The sequence below is a fragment of the Streptomyces sp. NBC_01244 genome (assembly GCF_035987325.1).
Lineage (GTDB): Bacteria > Actinomycetota > Actinomycetes > Streptomycetales > Streptomycetaceae > Streptomyces.
Genome location: NZ_CP108488.1, coordinates 130,115 through 145,319, shown reverse-complemented (window position 1 = coordinate 145,319; position 15,205 = coordinate 130,115). Strand labels below are relative to the sequence as shown.

Below are 15,205 nucleotides of genomic sequence, written 5' to 3'. Positions count from 1 at the left end.
GCGCACCTGACCGTGACGAAGGCCGTGGAGTCGAGTCTGCTGGATGAGGATGTCCGCCGTGAGGCCTTAGCGGAAGCGTCACACTTCCGGTCGGAGTTCTATGGGTGCGTGCCTGACCAGACGGGGCGACGAGCTGTTCGAGCTTTGTGACGGGCTGCCGTGCTCCGACGGGCCGGTGAGGACCGTGGTCGACCTGGCGCTGGTACCCGAACACCGTCGTGGGCACGGCGCGTTGCACGGCGGTCTCAACCGCGGCCGCGTCGACGACGCACGGCTGCGAAGCACGCCGGCCGGGCTGCCGCTGCCCCGGCCCGCGGACGGGCGCCTGGTGCTTGCGGGCGGACGTCAGCCCGTGGCTGCGGCCGGAGCGATTCGCATGGCGAAGAGCACGGAGTCGTCCTCGGAACGGGCGGGAGCGACGGTGTCGGCCAGATGTCGCAGGACATCGGCCAAGGGGGCCGCGCCCGCGAAGGCGAGCCGATCGTTACCGCTCCCCGTCAGGCCAAGGGGCGCACCGAGCTCCGCCACGCAACGGCGCAGCCTCGCGGTTTCGGCCTCGGCGGAGCCGGCCGGCCGGCTCTCGGCCACGGCAGAAACGTCGCCCGTCATCCACACGAGAGCCCTGGGCGCGGCCAGAGGGCGGGTGGCCACGCGCGCGAAGGGGTTTCACGTCTGCCCCTCACGCGGAAGCCTGCCCCTCCGGTAGAGCTCGGGACGACCTGGCTATGGACCCGGCCCACCGTTCCCCGCCCGGAGCGGCCACCGATGGCGGACGACTACGGAAGGACTTCACCCCTGCGGTGCCAGGATCGTGAACAGGCCGCCCTCGGGGTCGCGAAGGGTGATCGACCGGTCGGCTGCGGAGGTTTCCACGGGGGAGACGGAACTCCCGCCCGCGCTGGTCGCGGCCGCGACGGCGGCCTCCAGATCGGGCACCCGGAAATGGACGTGCCACCGGGGCCGGACGTGCGGGTCGGGGTCCTCGTCCACGGCTCCGCCGCTGATCCGTGCGACCGTGTCGTTGCCGTGGCGCAGGACGACGTGGTCGTGTTCGTAGGCCGCCACGCAGGACCCGGGTGCTTCGCCGGCCCAGTCCAGCACCTCCCCGTAGAAGATGGCGGCCGCGAAGGCGTCACGCGTACGGAGTTCCAGCCAGGCCGGAGCGGGGCCGTGGCCCACTCGCCAGTCCCTGAGCACCCGGCCCTGCCAGAGCCCGAAGACCGCTCCGGCGGGGTCGGCGGCCAGCACGGCCCGGCCCGCTCCGAAGGCCAGGGGGCCGACGGCCACGGTCGCCCCGCGCTCGCGGATGCGGGCGGCGGCGAGTTCGGCGTCGTCGGCGGCGAAGTACGGCGTCCAGGCGGCGGGCAGTGACAGATCGTCGGCGAGCATCCCGAAGCCGGCGACCGGAGCGCCGTCGCGATGGGCGAGCGTGAACCGCTCTCCGAGGCGGGTGCCGCGGAAGGTCCAGCCCAGTACGGCTCCGTAGAACCTCCGGGCGGAATCGAGATCCCGGGTCATCAGACTCACCCAGCACGGTGCGCCGAGGACCTCATGGCTTGACGTGGACACAGCTCCGGGCCGCATCATGGCGCTCACCTCGCAGGGGACGCCTCCACCGTAGCCCCGGCTTCCGCCGCCCGGGCGCACGCCGGCCCGTGTCGTGTCGGCGTGCCGGGCCGGCGCAGGCCCCGCACCGTTTGAACCGCACCCGAGGGTTTCCGTCTGATCCTCCGAAGATCGACGCCTCCCCGGATGGGGCGCTCCGGACCGGGCAGGCGCACCACCTGATCAAGTTCCGGCGGCCCGTTCCGAGGGCCACGGTGAAACCGGAGAAACGGATGCCCAGTACTGCTCTCTCCCCGACCGCATTGCCCGGCGGTCTCCTGGCCCTGCACGGCGTCTATCGGCCGCAGACGGATACTCGGCTCCTCGCCGATGCCCTCACGCTTGAGGACATCGGCCCCCGCACCGACCTCCTGGAGATCGGAACGGGTACCGGCGCCCTGGCCCTGCACGCCGCGAGGAGGGGTGCCCGTGTCACGGCGGTCGACGTGTCCTGGTGGGCGGTGGCCACGGCCCGCCTGAACGCCCAGAAGCTCCGGCTTCCCCTCAGGGTGCTCCACGGGGACTTCGAGGCACGCACCGCGGGACGCCGATTCGACGTGGTCGTCTCGAACCCCCCTTACGTCCCGGGTCCAGGGAGCCGGCTGCCGTCACACGGGCCGGCCCGTGCCTGGGACGCGGGAGTCGACGGACGGGCGGTCATCGACCGCATCTGTGCGGGCGCCCCGGCCCTACTGCGGCCCGGCGGGTTCCTGCTCATGGTCCACTCGGGCATGTGCGGGGCGGGAGAGACCCTCGCCCGGCTGACCGGGGTGGGGATGACCGCGGAAGTCACCGCGAAGGCCGAGGTGCCCTGGGGGCCCGTCCTGCGCTCACGGCGGGCCTGGCTGGAGCGCAGGGGCCTGGTGGACGCGGCGGAGGAATGGGAAGAGCTGGTGGTGATCCGTGCCCGACTCCACTGACGACACCGCCGCCGCCCGTACGTGCCCCGCCGAGCTCAGGGAGGCCAGTGCACGCCGGGTGACGGTCGAGCCCTGCGGCCCGGCATTGGTGGAGGGCCCCGTCGAGATCGCCCTCGAGGACGGGACGGTGGCCCGGTCCGACCGGTTCGTCGTCGCGGTGTGCACCTGCCGCCGGAGCCGCACCTACCCCTGGTGCGACACCAGCCACCGACGCCGCGAACGATCGGTGTCCCCCGACGACAGGAGCCCGTGATGACCCTGACGCCCACGCCTCAGCGCCCGCCCACGCCCGGCACGAGTGCCGGCGTCACGACGGTCGCCCCCGGCCCCCGCCTCGCAGACGGGCGGGGCGAGCTCTCCGACGCCGTGATCGAGGCCCTGAGGTCGGGGGCTCCACCCGAGTACGCCCCCGGCGCGGTACTGAAGGCCGATCCGTGGGGTGAGGACCTGCAGCTCGCCCTGTACCTGCTGTACGAACCGCACTACCGGGGCTTCGAGGGAGTGGACGACGCGCGGGAATGGGACCCGGACCTGCTGCGGCTGCGCCGTGCCCTGGAGGACCTCTTCCTGCACGCCCTGCGCATGGGCCTGTCGGACGGGCCGCGATCGGTGGAGGAGGCCTTCGCCCCGCTGCTCGTCGAGCCCGTGGACCTCTCCGGGAGCCTCAGCCACCACCTCGAAACCGAGGGTGAGCTCTGGCAACTGCGCGAGTACGCGGCCCTGCGCTCCCTCTACCACCTCAAGGAGGCCGACCCGCACGTCTGGGTCATCCCCCGGCTCACAGGCCGGGCGAAGGCCGCGATGGCCGCGATCGAGTACGACGAGTTCGGGGCAGGGCGCGCGGAGCGCATCCACGCGAGGCTCTTCGCGGACCTCATGACCGACCTCGACCTCGATCCCGCGTACGGCCGCTACGTGGAACAGGCGCCGGCGCCCCTGCTCGCGACCGTGAACCTGATGTCCCTCTTCGGCCTGCACCGGACCCTGCGCGGCGCGCTCGTCGGGCACTTCGCGTGCGTCGAAGTCACCTCTTCCCCCGGCTCCCGGCGCCTGGCCAACGCCATGCGGCGCTGCGGGGCCGGTCCGGCCGCCGAGCACTTCTACACCGAGCACGTCGAGGCCGACGCCGTCCACGAGCAGGTCGTGCGCCACGAGGTCATCGGAGGACTCCTGGCCGACGAGCCAGGGCTGGAACCCGATGTCGCCTTCGGCTGCACAGCGACCGTCCTCCTGGAGGACCGCCTCGCGACCCACATCCGTACCGCGTGGAAGCAAGGAGTCAGCGCCCTGCGCACGCCTCCGGCCGGCCGCGGCGTCACCGCATAGGGCACACGGGGGTGCGCGCCCGGTTCAGGAGGACGCGATGGGGCAGGCGCGAGGGAGTCCCGTACGTACCCGACGATTCGGAGCCGTCTCGTGACCCCGACGGGGGAGCGGCTTCTGCCGAGGAGGCGGCTGTGCACGTCCTCCACGACGAGGATGAGACGGGCTCATGAGGGAACACTGGACGCAAGGCGCCCCGAGGCGGGCGCCCCTCATGGCCACACGAGGGGGCTACTGCCCGGGGTTCGCGGGGACAGCCTCTGAACCGGCGTGCCGAGGGGGAACCTTCCGGTGGAGGGTTTCGTGGAGGCGGAGGGTAGGCGCTACCAGGGGAGGAGAGGCCGATGCCAGGGACGGCAGGTCGCGTGGGCAGGCTGAAATGCGAAGACGCCAGGCGGATTGCCCGGGAGGTCCTCTCGGCCCATTCCGTAAGGGGGCGTCTGATGGACGACGTCCTGCTGGTGGTCTCGGAACTTGTCTCCAACGCGGTTCGCCACGCGGGTGGGGTGACCGCTTTGAGGGTCCTGTACCTGTCGGATTCGGTGGCCGTCGAAGTATCGGACGCCTCTCCACTCGCTCCCCACACGCCGGGAACGCCGGCAGCGGCTCCAGGAGGGTTCGGCTGGCTGCTGGTGAAGAAGATCGCGCAGCGCACCGAGATCCGATACGGGCACGGCGGCAAGACCATCACCGCGTTCTTGGCCGCAGGAGCTCGCGCCACGTGAACCCGCACCCGTCGGAGCCGGGCGGCCCCGGCTCGCCGACGCTGTCGCTGGTGGCCGAAGATCCGGTGCACCGAGGGGCCGCGGCCCGGGTTTCACGCCGCCGCGACGACCTTGGTCAGGGTGGCCGAGAGTGCGGCAACGGCCGAAGAACGGGTGGGGTGGACGGCCGGCGCCGCGTTGCCCGCCGTCAGGGCCCGGCGCGCTTCGGCGTGCGCCGCGACGACGGCCAGCGGCGCACCTGCGAAGCGGCACATGTGGTGGACCCGTAGGACCGTGCTCATCGCGGCGGGAGTCAGCGGTGCGTCCGACAGTTCCAGCACCACGGGCGCAGACCGGTGGCCGGTGAGACAGCCGTCGATCGCCCAGGCGGAGGCCGCACGGCCGGAGATGTCCAGGTCGGCTCGCAGTCGGATGATCAGCACACCGCCATCGGTCACCTTGAAGGGCAGCACCGGCACTCCTCGTCTCCACGACGACATCGTTGCGTACGGCGTTGATGCCCGGGCCGGGGGCAGCTATGCGCGGCCAGGGCAGGGTGACGCGTCCGACCCCGTCCGCGGCCGGCGGGCTTGTCCCGGTGGAACTCGGGACCGCTCTTGATCGGCCGGTAAGTCTCCAGCCCCCCCTGCACCGCGGTTTTCGATGGGGTGGGGCGGTGTGGCAGGCGCCGAGGCGGGGCAGACGAATGCAGCCGTGCAGCCCACCCAGGAGGCCTGTCGATGTTCTGCGAGTCCGCTCTGGTCCCTGTTCGCCTTGATGCGGCGACGGGCCGTGTGCCTCTCCTCGTTCGTTTCTCGTACAACGGCCGTGACCCGTACGCGGTGCAGGCGGCGTTCTTCGACGGCCCCTACCTGCTGGCGCGTTGGCGCTTCGACCGGCAGATGCTGGCCGAAGGACTCCAACGCCCGGTGGGCGAGGGCGACGTCGCTTTCCGTCCCCACACGCGAGCCGGCGTCGGCGAACTTCGAATGGACCTGCGCGGCCAGGGGGGTGAGCGAGAAGAGAAAGCCGTTCTTTTCGTGGATGCCGACGCGCTCACGGTCTTCCTGCAGCAGACCTACGCGGTCGTCGGCGCGGGCGCAGAGTTCCTGGATCTCGACAAGCTCCTCGACGAGTTCCTGGCCCGGTAGAGGGGGAACGTGCCCCGGCTTCGCCGCAAGGGCGCAGCCCGGGGCGGGGCGGGCGGGTGTCGGCGGCGCCGACGATCAGCCCACCGATGTCGCACTGGTGATCAGGTCGAGCAGTCCGGGCAGTCCGCCTTCGGCCCAGGCGCGACGCTGGCGGTCGGCGGGGGTGCCCTCCCGCAGGAGCCGGTGGACGAGGGCGCTGACCTGTCGCAGGTCACCGGCTTCCTCCAGGGCCGGGGTGACGTGGCGCAGGAGGGAGCAGAGGACGTCGCCGCTGCTGTGCGGATGGCCGTACGGATCCAACAGGGTACGGTTCAGGCCGTGCCGGGCCGCGTGCCAGTTACCGGCTTGCAGGAGCTCCTGATCGCTCATGGCGAGGGGTGCGCCCGCCTTTTCCTCCGCGATCGCCGTCACGACCAGCGCCCGTACGATGCCGGCGAGCATGACGGCGTCCTCGGCCCGGAGCTGGACGTCCAGGCAGCGCACCTCGATGGTGGGATAGCGGTCGGAGAGTCGGGCCTGCCAGTACACCTGACCGCGGTCGGCGATCATCCCGGACCCCACCAGGGCCTCCAGGCGCCGTTCGTAGTCCGTGAAGCCGTCGAAGACGGGCGGCGGGCCGCTCACCGGCCAGCGTCCGAAGATGATGGTTCGCCAGCTGGCGAACCCGGTGTCCCGGCCCTCCCACAGGGGTGAGTTGCCGGACATGGCGAGCAGCGCGGGCAGCCAGCCGCGTATCCGGTTCATCACCGCGATGCCGGTCCCGGGGTCGGGGACCGCCACGTGGACGTGCATCCCGCAGATCAGGTGCTCGTCGACCAGTTGCCGGGCCTCCCCCTCCATCCGTAGGAAGCGCCGGGTCGGGGTTACAGGCACGGGCAGGGACCCCCGCAAGGGCGCCGCACCCGTGGCGGCGATCCGGCAGCCGCTCGCTTCCGCGGCGGAGGCCACCGCATGGCGCAGGCGCAGCAGGTGGCCCCCCACCTCGTCCAGGCTCGAACAGACGGGAGTGGCCACCTCGATCTGGGCCTGGAGCAGCTCGTTCTGGACCTCGCTGCGATCCGTGATCCGTCCGAGCCCGGCCGTGCGTCTCACGTCCTCCACGCGTGGTGCCGGCAGCCCGGTCACCGGATCCACCAGCACGTACTCTTCTTCGACGCCAACCGTGATCATCTCTTGCGGCTACCCCGCCACGCCTTGATCACGCGCCCGGGAGCGGGCGGCGCCACCAGTAGCCCCGAACGCAGGACCGAACGCAGGACCGGACGCCGAGGTCAGGGTGTGAAGAGGACCTTGACGGCGCCGTCCCGCTTCTTCTGGAACATCTCGTACGCGGCCGGTGCCTCGGCGAGGGGCAGCCGGTGCGTGGCGAAGCCTGGTGCTGTTCCAGTCCGGCCCCGACCGGGCGCTCACCGTCGCCCTGGGCCCTGGGCCCCCTTCGCGAGCGGTGCCCCATGGGCTTCCATGCCCACGGCGTCGATGACGGCGTCCGGACCTCGTCCACCGGTCAGCGCCCGCACCTCGTCGGCGATGGCCTCGCCGTAGGTGCCCAGATCGAGGGCGTGGACCCCGCGGGCGGCCGCCCGGCCGAGGCGTTCGGGGACGAGGTCGATGCCGATGACCAGGCCGGCGCCCCGGTGCGCGGCGATGAGGGTGGCCATGTCGCCGATCGGTCCGAGGCCGAGTACGGCAACCGTTCCGCCCGGCGGGATCGCCGCGTACTCGACGGCCTGCCAGGCCGTGGGAGGGACGTCGGAGAGGTAGACGAACCGGTCGACGGGCCCGTCGTCGGGCCCGTCGACGGGCACCCGAACGGGAAGGTTGTTGCCGAAGGACACCCGCGAGCACTCGGCCTGACCGCCGGGCACCTGCCCGTACAGCTTCGTGTAGCCGAACGGGGACGCTCCGCTGCCGTACCCGCACACCTGGGTCGTCTCGCATTGCGACTGCAGACCATGAGTGCACATATGGCAGGTGCCGCAGGAGATGTTGAACGGGATCACGACCCGGTGCGGATCGCCGTGAGGTGCTCGGTCGGGGCTCATCAGGACGAAGCCGTCTGCGATGCGGCCCGCCAGTTCGGCGGCGTTCGGGCCGAAGCCGGAAAGCCCACGGGGAGCCTCTGGCGGAGGCCTCAGGGCGGGCTGTGCCTCGGACCGCGCGGTGCAGGCCGTGGGTCGGCCTCGGGCAGGAGCCCGAGCATGTCCAACAGCAGCGCCAGCTCGCTCGCGTCGGCGGCCCGTGAGGCGACAAAGCGGCGCGCTGCCGCACGGTCCGTGGACCCGGAACATGCCAGGGATGCAGGCTCGTCACAACCAAAGGGATCCTTCACCCGGCCGATCCCACCATGCCCACCCGCGCTGTGCACCCGCAGTGGTCCGCCTGATCGACCGGCTGGACCGGCCGGTGAGAGCCGAAAGCAAGGGCTGGGCGGGGCGAAACCAGGAACGGACCGGGCACGACGACGCTCCCGCCGGATCCTGCTGCGCCCCGGCTCTGGAGAGGGGCGAACGGGGCCGTACGTCCCGTCCGCGCCGGGTCTCCGGATCGGCCGATCGGGGGAGGACGGCGCCGGGGCGTACGGCCTAGCCTGGACCGGCAGCAGTGGGAGACCCGGGGGGCCGAGTCCGAAGGAAGAGCGCCTCCATGGGCATCACCCGCAGTTCCGTAAGCCGTCTTCGGGCGGGGTCCGCCGTGGCGGCTGCTGCCGTCATCGTCCTGTCGGCGGCCGCCGGCGCGCCGGCCTTCGCGGCCCCGAGCGGCCAGGCCGCCTCGGCCGACGGGCCGGGGGAGCCCTCGGCGGGGGTCCGGTCATCCGCTGTGAGCGCCAACGGCCCGGCTCAGGTTCCGCCGGGCATCTCCAGGCTGGCGCAGGGCCCGGGTCACGACATAGCCATCACCATCGACGACGGTCCGGACCCGCGCTGGACGCCCCAGGTCCTCGAGGTGCTGCGGGAGAACCACGTCAAGGCCACCTTCTGCATGATCGGAACCCGCGCGCAGCAGTATCCGGACCTGGTGCGCTCGGTCGCCGCCGAGGGGCACAGCCTCTGCGACCACTCGGTCGACCACGACGTGACCATGGACCACAAGCCCGTCGCGTACCAACGGCAGCAGATCCTCGACGCCAAGTCCATGATCGAGAGGGCCGTGCCGGGGGTCGCCGTCCGCTACTACCGCGCCCCCGGTGGCGCCTTCACCCCCGACAGCCGTGCGATAGCCGCCGGGAGCGGGATGCGGCCGCTGGGCTGGAGCGTGGACCCCAAGGACTGGAGCAGGCCGGGCCTGCCGGCGATCGTCGCCGCCGTGGAGGGAAACCTGCCCGCACAGCCGACGGTCCTCTTCCACGACGGGGGCGGCGACCGCAGCGAGACGGTCGCAGCGCTCAAGGAGTACCTGCCGTGGCTCACGGCGCAGGGCTACACCTTCACCTTTCCGAAGCTCACCACCCCGTAGCCCCGCGGCCACCCGCTCGACGGGCGCGGCCACTGAGGCGGGGCTGACGGGGGTGGGTTCTGTCGGCGGGCCAGACGGGTGCCAGGTCGGCAGCCAACGACGGGAGATGCGCGATCTTGCCGCCGTTTCAAGCGTCCCGAAGGTCCCGCGCGGCTGAGGCGCGGTGGCTCGCCGGGCCGCCCCCTGGCGTGCGGCGGCCCGGCCAGGTTCCGGTTCAGGTCGTCAGCTTCGCAGGCCGGCTCGGCTCAGCACGGGGTGGCGCCGGTGGGCGCCCGGTCGGTCTCAGGGTCGGCCGCGGGTTGGACGAGCTGCTCGCGGAGGTACTTCCACACGACCCCGATCAGCGCCGCGGCCGGAACCGCCAGCAGGCTGCCGACCACTCCGGCCAGACTGCCGCCCAGCGTCACCGCCAACAGGACCACCGCCGCGTGCAGCCCGAGACCGCGGCTCTGGATCATCGGTTGGAAGACGTTGCCCTCCAGCTGCTGCACCACGATGATGATCACCAGCACGATCAGTGCGTCCGTCAGACCGTTCGAGACCAGCGCGATGAGCACCGCGACCAGGCCGGCGAACAAGGCACCCACGATCGGCACGAACGCGGACACGAAGGTCAGTACCGCCAGGGGCAGCACCAGGGGAACCCCGACGATCCACAGCCCCAGCCCGATGAAGACGGCGTCGAGCAGCCCCACGAACGCCTGTGAGCGCACGAACGAACCGAGGGTCTCCCAGCCGCGCTCGGCGACCACGGGGACGTCGGTGGCGAGCCGGCCGGGGAGTTGCCGGGTGAGCCACGGCAGGAACCGCGGGCCGTCCTTGAGGAAGAAGAACATCAGGAAGAGCGCCAGGACGGCGGTGACCAGACCGCTGAAGACGGTGCTCACGCCCGTGACGACCGTGGAAACCGTGGTGCCGACGCTCTTCTGGACCCGGTCGACCGCGCTGTCGAACGCCGCCGTGATCTGGGCGTCGCCAATGTTCAGCGGCGGCCCGGCAGCCCACCCGCGCAGGTGCTGGATCCCCTTGACCACGCCGTCGCCCAGCTCGCCGGCCTGCGCCGCCACCGGCACGGCGATCAGTGCCACGACACCTGCGGCGACCACGAGGAACAGTACGGTCACCAAGGACGCGGCCACGGCGGGAGGCCACCCGCGCCGGCGCAGGAACGCGGCCAGGGGCCACGTCAGCGTGGTGAGCAACAGGGCCACGACCAGCGGCCAGACCACCGACCACATCCGACCCAGAAGCCACAACGTCACGGCCGTCATCACCAAGACCAGGAGCAACTCGGCGGAGACCCGTGCGGACGCACGTAGCGCGGACGCGGTCTTTTGTGAACTCAACGTGTCAGACATGGGGTCACCCTATGGAACGCGCCCACGCCGCCGGACCCGGCCCCGATGGGTACGGATCACCGAAGGTGAGATAGGACCGGACTCGGCAACTCTCGCGCCGTTCCTGTGGTTTCGATCTTCCCTACGAGCGACTGGTCCGTGGGTCTCGCCAGTTCCGGATCGCGCACCGTGCCCGGGGCACCGCCGGGCCGGGCATGGAGGGGGGAATGCAGGGTATTCGCGGGGCATGACGGCTGGCGGAGCGGTACGCGAGGGTGTGGAGACGGCATCGAGCGGCGGCAAGGCGCGGGGAGTGCTGGCCCGGTGTGGCCTGGTGACGCGTGGGCTGCTCTACGTGATCATCGGTGTACTCGCGGTGCGCGTCGCCTTCGGTGTGAGCGGCGGCGGGTCAGCGGACCGGACCGGCGCGCTGCAGGAGCTCGCGGAGAAGCCCTTCGGCGGTGTCCTCGTATGGGCCGTCGGTATCGGTCTGGTCTGCATGACGCTGTGGCGGCTTTCGGAGGCGGCGCTGGGTGCGGCGGGCCCCGACGGGGACAAGCCCGGCAAGCGACTGGCCGCGGCGGCCCGGGCCGTGTTCTACGGAGTCGTCGCGTTCTCCGTGCTCTCCTTCGCCGCCGGCACCGGCGGGGGCCGGTCCGGCGACGCGCAGTCGCGTGACGTGACGGCCAGGGTGCTCGATGTGCCCGGTGGTCCGTGGTGGGTGGCGGCCGTGGGAGTGGGGATCGCCATCGGCGGTGTCGTGATCGCCGTACAGGCGGCGCGGCGCACCTTCCGCAAGCACCTGGCGATGGATCGACAGCCCGAGGAGGTCCGCAAGGCGGTCGAGATCCTCGGGGTGGTGGGCGGTGTGGCGCGCGGCGCCGTCTTCGCCGCGGCCGGCGCCTTCGCCGTGTACGCAGCCCTGAGCTACGACCCGGCGAAGGCGAAGGGGGTCGACGGCACGCTCCGCGCGTTCACCCAGACCCCCGCGGGCCCGTGGCTGCTCCTGGTGGTCGCCCTCGGGCTCGTGCTGTTCGGGTTGTTCTCCTGGGCCATGGCCTGCTGGCGCCGGGTCTGAGCATCCCGGCGGGCAGCCGGGCCACGCCGAGGCCGCCCTCACCCTTCACCGCCCAGATCCCGACGCCGAACACCTCACCGGCTCAGAACTCCGCTCAGGCGAGTTCGAACCGGTCGAGGTTCATCACCTTGTCCCACGCCGCCACGAAGTCACGTACGAACTTCTCTCCCGCGTCCTGGCACGCGTAGACCTCCGAGAGGGCTCGCAGCTGGGAGTGCGAACCGAAGACGAGGTCGACGGCGGTGGCGGTCCACTTGACCTGGCCCGTCGCGCGGTCCCGGCCTTCGAACACGTTCTCCGCCGAGGCCGACGCCTTCCACTCCGTGCCCATGTCGAGCAGGTTGACGAAGAAGTCGTTGGTCAACGTCTCCGGCCGGTCGGTGAAGACACCGTGTCGGGTCCCGTCGAAGCCGGTGTTCAGGGCCCGCATTCCGCCGGTGAGCACCGTCATCTCGGGTGCGGTCAGGGTCAACAGGCAGGCCCGGTCCAGCAGGAGGGTCTCCGGCGACAGCTTCTCTCCCGCCCGGAGGTAATTGCGGAACCCGTCCGCCCTGGGTTCGAGCACGGCGAACGACTCCACGTCGGTCTGCTCCTGCGAGGCATCCGTGCGCCCCGGTGCGAACGGCACGGTGACGGCGTGCCCGGAGTTCTTCGCGGCCTGCTCGACGGCCGCGCAACCGCCCAGGACGATCAGGTCGGCGAGCGAAACCGACGCACCGCCGGATTGCGCACCGCCGGCCTGCGCACCGCCGGCCTGCGCACCGCCGGCCGGCGTGCCGTTGAAGTCCTGCCGGATCTGCTCCAGGACCCGCACCACCTCGGCGACCTCGGGCTGGTCGTTGACCTCCCAGTCCTTCTGCGGCGCGAGCCGGATCCGTGCCCCATTGGCCCCGCCGCGCTTGTCGGTGCCGCGGAAGCTCGCCGCCGACGCCCAAGCGGTGGTGACCAGCTGGGGGACGGACAGCCCCGAGGCGAGGATCCGTGCCTTGAGGTCGGCGATCTCCGCGTCCCCGACCAGCGCGTGATCGACCTCGGGAACGGGGTCCTGCCACAGCTGCGGCTCGGCGATCCACGGGCCGAGGTACCGGGAGAGGGGGCCCATGTCACGGTGCAGCAGTTTGTACCAGGCCTTGGCGAACGCGTCCGCGAGCCTCTCCGGGTTCTCGTGGAAGCTCTTCGAGATCGGCCCGTAGACCGGGTCCAGCTTCAGCGAGAGGTCCGTCGTCAGCATCATCGGAGCGTGCCGCTTCGACGGATCGTGAGCGTCGGGCACCGTGCCCTGGGCCGAGGCGTCCGTGGGGGTCCACTGCTGCGCGCCGGCCGGGCTCCTCGTCAGCTCCCAGTCGTACCGGAACAGGTTGTCCAGATAGCCGTTGTCCCACTTCGTCGGCTCCGAGGTCCACGCGCCTTCGAGCCCACTGGTGAGCGCGTCGACACCCTTGCCGCTGCCGTACGAATTCGTCCAGCCGATGCCCTGCTGCTCGATGGGGCAGGCCTCGGGCTCCGGACCGATGTACTCGGGGTCGACGGCGCCGTGGCACTTGCCGAAGGTGTGGCCGCCGATGATCAGCGCGACCGTCTCCTCGTCGTTCATCGCCATGCGTGCGAACGTCTCGCGAATGTCCCGGGCCGCAGCGATCGGATCCGGATTGCCGTTCGGTCCTTCCGGATTGACGTAGATCAGTCCCATCTGCACGGCGCCGAAAGGCCCGGTGAGTTCCCTGTCGCCGCTGTATCGTTCATCTCCGAGCCAGATGTCCTCCGGCCCCCAGAAAACTTCCTCGGGCTCCCAGATGTCATCGCGCCCGAATCCGAATCCGAACGTCTTGAACCCCATGGATTCCATGGCGCAGTTTCCGGCGAAGACCAGAAGATCGGCCCATGAGATTTTCCGGCCGTACTTCTGCTTCACGGGCCAGAGCAGCCGGCGCGCCTTGTCGAGGCTCGCGTTGTCCGGCCAGCTGTTGAGCGGGGCGAAGCGCTGGGCGCCGGAGCCGCCACCGCCCCGGCCGTCGGCGATGCGGTACGTCCCCGCGGCGTGCCAGCTCATCCGGATGAAGAGCGGCCCGTAGTGGCCGTAGTCGGCGGGCCACCAGTCCTGTGATGCGGTCATCACCCCGAAGACGTCCTGCTTCAGCCCCTCGAGGTCCAGGGTCGCGAACTCCGCCGCGTAGTCGAAGTCCTCACCCATGGGATTGGACCGGGGTGAACGCTGGTCGAGAACCTGAAGGTCCAGCTGATTCGGCCACCAGTCCTGGTTCGCCCTGGGGCGAGTCGGCGTGGGGGTCGGGGAGGGGATTGCCGGGTTCTCGCTCTCGCTGCCGGACACGTAGTCCTTCTTCCTGTCGCAGTGTTTTCCTCTGCCGGCTGCGCTGCTCGCTCTTGACGCCGTCTGCTTCTGCGAGTCGAGCAATGCGACCCATGACTCCGACGGGACCGTATGCTCACGAACGACGCCGATAAATCGAGCGCGCGTATCGGCGTCCGTATGGTCGCGCACCGCGAAGCGCACTGCGGCGAGAACACGCAGAGCACCCTCTCTCGTATAGCAAACAGCAGAAATAAATCCCAAAGTGAAATCTTCCGATCATTGTGACCTTTCACCGCTGATATGAGAATCGGAAGTGAATTGGCTGCCGGCCGGCCCGGCGCGTAACGGAGACGTGAACCGAAATGAACGACCTGCTGGAACGGCTGCGAGAACGTGACTGGCGCATGACGTCCCAGCGGCGGGTCGTCGCGGAGGTGCTCGACGGCGAGCACGTACACCTGACGGCCGACGAGGTGCACGCCCGCGCGGCGCGGCGGCTCCCCGAGATCTCCCGGGCGACCGTCTACAACACCCTGGGCGAGCTGGTCTCGCTCGGCGTGGTGGTGGAGGTCTCCGGCCAGGGGCGTGCGAAGCGCTACGACCCCAACGCGCACCACCCGCACCAGCATCTGGTGTGCTCAGGCTGCGGCCTCATCCGCGACGTTCACCCGACCGGCGACCCACTGGCCGGCCTCCCGGCGGCGGAGCGGTTCGGCTTCACCGTGTCCGAGGTCGAGGTCACCTACCGCGGACTGTGCCCCACCTGTACGAGGGCCCTACCGTAGGCGGCCCGGGCAGTCGGCCACGGGCACGGACCCGGCAGCAACGTGTCACCGTGCCGCTCGTCGGGTCCCCGGCCCGGCGGGGCAAGCGCGCCGGCCGACACCGGGACCGACTCTGCCCTGCCCGTCTACGGCTCCGCCGTACGGGTAAGCGCGTGGCATGGAGCGGTGGCTCCGACCGACGAGGTGCGCAGGATGCACGAGCGGAGCAGGGCCCGCGGCCACGACGCCGCGGGCTGACGGCCGACGGCTCGAGCGGTCTACATGGGGTCCATGGTTCCGCTGCCCCTGCCGTTCTCCCGCTCGCTCTTCTCCCGGATGTGCAGGGCCTTGGCGGTCAGCCGCTCCCGCTCCGCGGGATCGGCGGCTCGCTGCGCCGCCTGCTCCAGTTCCTGAGCCTTGTCGCGCATCTGTCGGGCCCGCTCGCTCGGCTGGCTTTCGGTGCTCATGATCGTCCTCGATGAGAGTCGGGGCTAGGGTCCTCCAAGCCAAACAGGAGCACGCCGGACCCGCCACCGTGACGCTTTCGAGCAGCTCGAAC

General features: G+C 71.1%; 15 protein-coding genes and 2 pseudogenes. 9 read left to right on the top strand and 8 right to left on the bottom strand.

Features of this window, described 5'->3' with window-relative positions; genetic code table 11:
* Positions 1-24: 24 nt before the first annotated feature.
* A pseudogene (locus OG247_RS00700) lies at positions 25-368 on the top strand (transposase); the annotation flags it as partial.
* Here the strand turns inward: OG247_RS00700 and OG247_RS00695 are convergent.
* On the bottom strand, positions 346-588 hold the full coding sequence (locus tag OG247_RS00695; RefSeq protein ID WP_327257823.1) for a hypothetical protein: 243 nt from the start codon (positions 586-588) through the stop codon (positions 346-348). The pseudogene OG247_RS00700 and the gene OG247_RS00695 overlap by 23 nt on opposite strands.
* 201 nt (positions 589-789) lie before the next feature.
* Entirely contained in the window at positions 790-1,518 is a 729-nt protein-coding gene (locus tag OG247_RS00690) for a VOC family protein (RefSeq protein ID WP_327250293.1), read from the bottom strand.
* Between the two features lie 320 nt (positions 1,519-1,838).
* Here OG247_RS00690 and OG247_RS00685 point away from each other — a divergent pair, with 320 nt between their 5' ends.
* The 4 genes from OG247_RS00685 (at position 1,839) to OG247_RS00670 (ending at position 4,573) form a co-directional block, all read left to right on the top strand.
* Positions 1,839-2,525, top strand: coding sequence for a HemK2/MTQ2 family protein methyltransferase (locus OG247_RS00685; RefSeq protein ID WP_327250292.1), 687 nt, complete (start codon positions 1,839-1,841; stop codon positions 2,523-2,525).
* Positions 2,509-2,778, top strand: a complete 270-nt coding sequence (locus tag OG247_RS00680; RefSeq protein WP_442813190.1) for a CDGSH iron-sulfur domain-containing protein — start codon at positions 2,509-2,511, stop codon at positions 2,776-2,778. The genes OG247_RS00685 and OG247_RS00680 overlap by 17 nt, the downstream gene beginning before the upstream one ends.
* Positions 2,778-3,851, top strand: a complete 1,074-nt coding sequence (locus OG247_RS00675; protein ID WP_327250291.1) for an iron-containing redox enzyme family protein — start codon at positions 2,778-2,780, stop codon at positions 3,849-3,851. The genes OG247_RS00680 and OG247_RS00675 overlap by 1 nt, the downstream gene beginning before the upstream one ends.
* A 341-nt stretch (positions 3,852-4,192) precedes the next feature.
* Positions 4,193-4,573: an ATP-binding protein gene (locus OG247_RS00670; RefSeq protein ID WP_327250290.1), complete on the top strand. Its 381-nt coding sequence runs from the start codon at positions 4,193-4,195 to the stop codon at positions 4,571-4,573.
* A gap of 92 nt (positions 4,574-4,665) precedes the next feature.
* Here the strand turns inward: OG247_RS00670 and OG247_RS00665 are convergent, their stop codons facing one another.
* Positions 4,666-5,025, bottom strand: a complete 360-nt coding sequence (locus OG247_RS00665; protein WP_327250289.1) for a hypothetical protein — start codon at positions 5,023-5,025, stop codon at positions 4,666-4,668.
* A 267-nt stretch (positions 5,026-5,292) separates the two neighbouring features.
* Between OG247_RS00665 and OG247_RS00660 the strand changes: the two genes are divergently transcribed.
* Positions 5,293-5,703 carry an SsgA family sporulation/cell division regulator gene (locus tag OG247_RS00660; protein ID WP_327250288.1) on the top strand — a complete coding sequence of 137 codons (411 nt, stop codon included), beginning with the start codon at positions 5,293-5,295 and terminating at the stop codon, positions 5,701-5,703.
* 75 nt (positions 5,704-5,778) lie between these two features.
* On the opposite strand, the gene OG247_RS00655 is transcribed toward OG247_RS00660, so the two are convergent.
* Positions 5,779-6,873, bottom strand: coding sequence for a carboxylate-amine ligase (locus OG247_RS00655; protein WP_327250287.1), 1,095 nt, complete (start codon positions 6,871-6,873; stop codon positions 5,779-5,781).
* Between the two features lie 101 nt (positions 6,874-6,974).
* Positions 6,975-7,709, bottom strand: a pseudogene (locus OG247_RS00650) (zinc-binding dehydrogenase); the annotation flags it as partial.
* A gap of 637 nt (positions 7,710-8,346) precedes the next feature.
* Here OG247_RS00650 and OG247_RS00645 point away from each other — a divergent pair.
* On the top strand, positions 8,347-9,156 hold the full coding sequence (locus OG247_RS00645; RefSeq protein WP_327250286.1) for a polysaccharide deacetylase family protein: 810 nt from the start codon (positions 8,347-8,349) through the stop codon (positions 9,154-9,156).
* Positions 9,157-9,401: 245 nt separating this feature from the next.
* Here OG247_RS00645 and OG247_RS00640 read toward each other — a convergent pair whose 3' ends face one another.
* Positions 9,402-10,514 carry an AI-2E family transporter gene (locus OG247_RS00640; protein ID WP_327250285.1) on the bottom strand — a complete coding sequence of 371 codons (1,113 nt, stop codon included), beginning with the start codon at positions 10,512-10,514 and terminating at the stop codon, positions 9,402-9,404.
* A gap of 226 nt (positions 10,515-10,740) precedes the next feature.
* On the opposite strand from OG247_RS00640, the gene OG247_RS00635 reads away from it, so the two are divergent.
* Positions 10,741-11,571, top strand: a complete 831-nt coding sequence (locus OG247_RS00635) for a DUF1206 domain-containing protein (protein WP_327250284.1) — start codon at positions 10,741-10,743, stop codon at positions 11,569-11,571.
* Positions 11,572-11,665: 94 nt separating this feature from the next.
* On the opposite strand, the gene katG is transcribed toward OG247_RS00635, so the two are convergent.
* Complete coding sequence (katG, locus tag OG247_RS00630; RefSeq protein ID WP_327250283.1) at positions 11,666-13,900, bottom strand: catalase/peroxidase HPI; 2,235 nt, start codon at positions 13,898-13,900, stop codon at positions 11,666-11,668.
* Between the two features lie 344 nt (positions 13,901-14,244).
* On the opposite strand from katG, the gene OG247_RS00625 reads away from it, so the two are divergent.
* Positions 14,245-14,667 (top strand): Fur family transcriptional regulator, encoded by a 423-nt coding sequence (locus OG247_RS00625; RefSeq protein WP_327250282.1) that lies wholly within the window; start codon positions 14,245-14,247, stop codon positions 14,665-14,667.
* A gap of 257 nt (positions 14,668-14,924) precedes the next feature.
* Here OG247_RS00625 and OG247_RS00620 read toward each other — a convergent pair whose 3' ends face one another.
* A complete protein-coding gene (locus OG247_RS00620; RefSeq protein ID WP_327250281.1) occupies positions 14,925-15,113 on the bottom strand; it encodes a DUF6381 family protein in 189 nt (62 codons plus the stop codon).
* Between the last annotated feature and the right edge of the window lie 92 nt (positions 15,114-15,205).